Here is a 2378-nt window from a genome sequence, read left to right as displayed (position 1 = left end):
TTGAGGGCGGCACACGGCGACATCGGTGTGGTGATGGTGCTTGCGCACGAGTACGGCCATGCCGTGGCGCGGTTGTCCGGCATGTCCAAACGGGACACCCCCACGTTGGTCAACGAACAACAGGCGGACTGCCTGTCGGGTGCATACATGCGCTGGGTGGCGGAAGACAGTTCCCCACGCTTCACGCTGAGCACCGGCGAAGGGCTCAACAACGTGCTGGCAGGCGTCATCTCGTTCCGGGACCCGCTGCTCAGCGAGGGTGACCCCGATGCCGGCTACGACGAGCACGGCTCGGCGTTCGAGCGGGTCTCGGCGTTTCAGTTCGGCTTCACCGACGGCCCGGCGGCGTGCGCGGCGATCGACCTGCGTGAAATCGGCCAGCGGCGTGGCGATCTACCGGTGCTGCTGCCCGAGGACAGGACCAGACCGGGGAACTCGCGGTGACCGAGGACTCGGTGCGCTCCATCGTCGATGCGATGGGGATCCTGTTCGAGCCCGCCGACCCCCCGCACTGAGCTTCGACCCCGCCGACGCAGAGAACTGCGGCGATGTCAGGCCCAGCCCGCCAGCGTCATTCTGCCCGTCCAGCAACACCATCGTCGTCGACCTGCCGGGGCTCGAGGTACTGGGCATCCAGGGCACCCCCCGCGATGGCAGCAACCTGGCCACCGGCGACAACATGGCCTATTCGGTGCTGGTGTCCCGCTACATGCTCGCTATCCAGCTCGAACACGGCGGAGGGGAGCTCGACACCGCCGCCGCCGCGTTGCGTACGGCCTGTCTGAGCGGGGTGGCGACGGTGAAGATGAGCAAGGAGGTCACCACCCCCGACGGCAACACCATCGCGCTGACCGCAGGCGACATCGACGAGGCGGTGTCGGGGATCCTGACCAACGGCCTGGTTGCCAGCGACGTCAACGGCGAGTCCGTGCCGTCCGGGTTCTCCCGGATCGATGCGTTCCGGGTCGGTGTTCTCGGCGACGCGCAGCGCTGCTTCAAGCGGTTCCGGTGACCGTCACGCGAGCGTGACCAGACCGAGTTCGTTGTCGGCGGCGAGCAGGCGGTGGTGCGGCAGCACCCGGACGGTGTAACCGACCGAACCGGTGATGGGCAGCGGTGTGGTCGCCGTGAACATCTCCTTGCCGCCGTCGACGGCTCCGGTGTGCCGCATCGGTACGGCGACGGGATCGACCAGGGCGTCGGCAGCGTCGACGCGGCCGAGCACCGCCTGCGCCGACACCTCTTCGGGCTGCAGTCCGGCAAGGTCCACCTGCGCGGTCAGCGTGAGTTGCGAACCCAGCAACGGCGTGTCGGGCAGCCCGTAGCTGTCCACGTCGGTGATCTCGATCTGCGGCCAGGCCCGGTGGACGCGATGCCGGTACTGCGCGAGTTCGCGGGCAGCGCCGAACGGTGCGTCGAAATCGCCGGCGCTGGAACTGCCGGGTTCGATCGTCCGCCGTAGCGACCGGGCCGCCGGGATGTAGTACTTCTCGGTGTAGTCCTGCACCATCCGCGACGCCAGCACCTTGGGGCCGAGCACCTGCAGGGTGTGGCGGACCATCTCGACCCAACGTGTCGGGATCCCACCTTCGTCTCGGTCGTAGAACTTGGGCGCCACCGTCTGCTCGAGCAGGTCGTAGAGGGCTGACGCCTCGATGTCGTCACGCCGGTCCTCGTCGGCCAGCCCGTCGGCGGTCGGAATCTCCCATCCGTTCTCGCCATCGAACCACTCGTCCCACCACCCGTCCCGGATAGACAGGTTCAGCCCGCCGTTGAGCGCACTCTTCATCCCGGAGGTGCCGCACGCCTCGAGCGGCCGCAACGGGTTGTTCAGCCAGACATCGCAGCCGTAGTACAGCTGCCGGGCCATCGACATGTCGTAATCGGGAAGAAACGCGATGCGGTGGCGCACTTGCGGGCGGTCGGCGAAGCGCACCACCTGTCGGCGAAGCGCACCACCTGTTGGATCAGCGCCTTGCCTCCCTCGTCGGCCGGATGCGCTTTACCCGCAACTATCAATTGGATCTGGCGTTTGTCGTCGAGGAGCAACTTCTCCAGCCGATCCGGATCTCGCAGCATCAACGTCAGGCGCTTGTAGGTGGGCACCCGGCGGGCGAACCCGATGGTCAGTACCGCCGGATCGAAAGCCGTTGAAGTCCAACCTAGTTCGGCCTCCGCGGCGCCGCGCTCGAGCCAGGAACGCCGGATCCGGGCGCGCACGTCCTGGACCAGTGCCTCCCGCAACTGGGAACGTATCCACCACATGTGTCCGGGGTCGACCTTCTTGAGCCGCTCCCAGGTCTGCGGTTCGCGCAGCGAGCTCAGGTCGTCGCTGCCCAGCAGCTCACGGCCCAGCTCCGTCCACTGCGGCGCGGCCC

At 67.6% G+C, this 2378-nt stretch carries 2 pseudogenes; one reads left to right on the top strand and one right to left on the bottom strand.

Annotation, left to right across the window (positions count from 1 at the left end):
* Positions 1-1012, top strand: a pseudogene (locus tag WA944_RS13835) (neutral zinc metallopeptidase); the annotation flags it as partial.
* 3 nt (positions 1013-1015) lie between these two features.
* On the opposite strand, the pseudogene glgP reads toward WA944_RS13835, so the two are convergent.
* Positions 1016-2378 (bottom strand): annotated as a pseudogene (glgP, locus tag WA944_RS13830) (alpha-glucan family phosphorylase); the annotation flags it as partial.

Origin of the sequence: Mycobacterium sp., assembly GCF_049683355.1 — a bacterium.
GTDB lineage: Bacteria > Actinomycetota > Actinomycetes > Mycobacteriales > Mycobacteriaceae > Mycobacterium.
The sequence above is the reverse complement of the archived record's forward strand: the minus strand, read 5'-3'. Positions and strand labels throughout refer to the sequence as shown.